The sequence below is a fragment of the Streptococcus infantis genome, assembly GCF_047460825.1.
In the GTDB taxonomy this organism is placed as follows: domain Bacteria; phylum Bacillota; class Bacilli; order Lactobacillales; family Streptococcaceae; genus Streptococcus; species Streptococcus infantis_V.
On sequence record NZ_JASHFO010000077.1, the window covers coordinates 1 to 786 of the forward strand.

1 protein-coding gene is annotated in these 786 nt (G+C 35.2%); it reads right to left on the bottom strand.

Features of this window, described 5'->3' with window-relative positions; genetic code table 11:
* Positions 1-5: 5 nt before the first annotated feature.
* Positions 6-786, bottom strand: a protein-coding gene (locus QM911_RS09885) for an IS630 family transposase (protein WP_414313882.1) whose coding sequence is annotated in 2 segments (ribosomal slippage) — positions 6-535 and positions 535-786 — 782 coding nt annotated over the 2 segments. Because the reading frame shifts where the segments join, the coding sequence is not laid out codon by codon here. This gene is flagged as partial in the annotation.

The window sequence follows — 786 nt, forward strand, 5'->3', positions numbered from 1 at the left end:
TATAGTCAACTGAAACAAGAATAAGACAAAAGAGCCTCGAAAAAAGTATTACAACTTGGTAATACCTTTTTGAGGTGCTTTTTGATATGAGCCCATGTTTTCTCAATAGGATTGTACTCAGGTGAGTAGGGAGGAAGTGGTAAAAGTTTATGCCCAAATTCTTCACATAAGAGCTCTAGCTTACCCATTCTATGGAATCTTGCATTATCCATAATAATAACTGATGGTGTGTTTAATGTTGGTAAGAGAAACTTCTGAAACCAAGCTTCAAAAAAGTCGCTCGTCATCGTCTCTTCGTAAGTCATTGGAGCGATTAACTCACCATTTGTTAGCCCTGCAACCAAAGAAATCCTCTGATATCTTCTTCCAGATATTTTACCTCTTATTAACTGACCTTTTAATGAGCGACCATATTCTCGATAAAAATAAGTATCGAATCCTGTTTCATCAATATAAACAGGTGCTAGATGCTTTAAACTATTAAATTTTTTAAGAAATAAAGCTACTTTTTCTGGGTCTTGTTCATAGTAGGTGTGATTCTTTTTTTTCGAGTGTACCCCATAGCTTTAAGAGCATAGTGGATAGTAGTTGGATGACAGTCAAATTCAGCAGCTATCTCAGTCAAATAAGCGTCTGGATTGTCAGTAAGATAGTTTTTAAGTCTATCTCTATCAACCTTTCTTGGTTTTGTTCCTTTTACTTGATGGTTTAGCTCTCCTGTTTTTTCTTTTAGCTTTAACCAGCAATAAATGGTATTACGTGAGATTTGGAAAACGTGTGATGCTT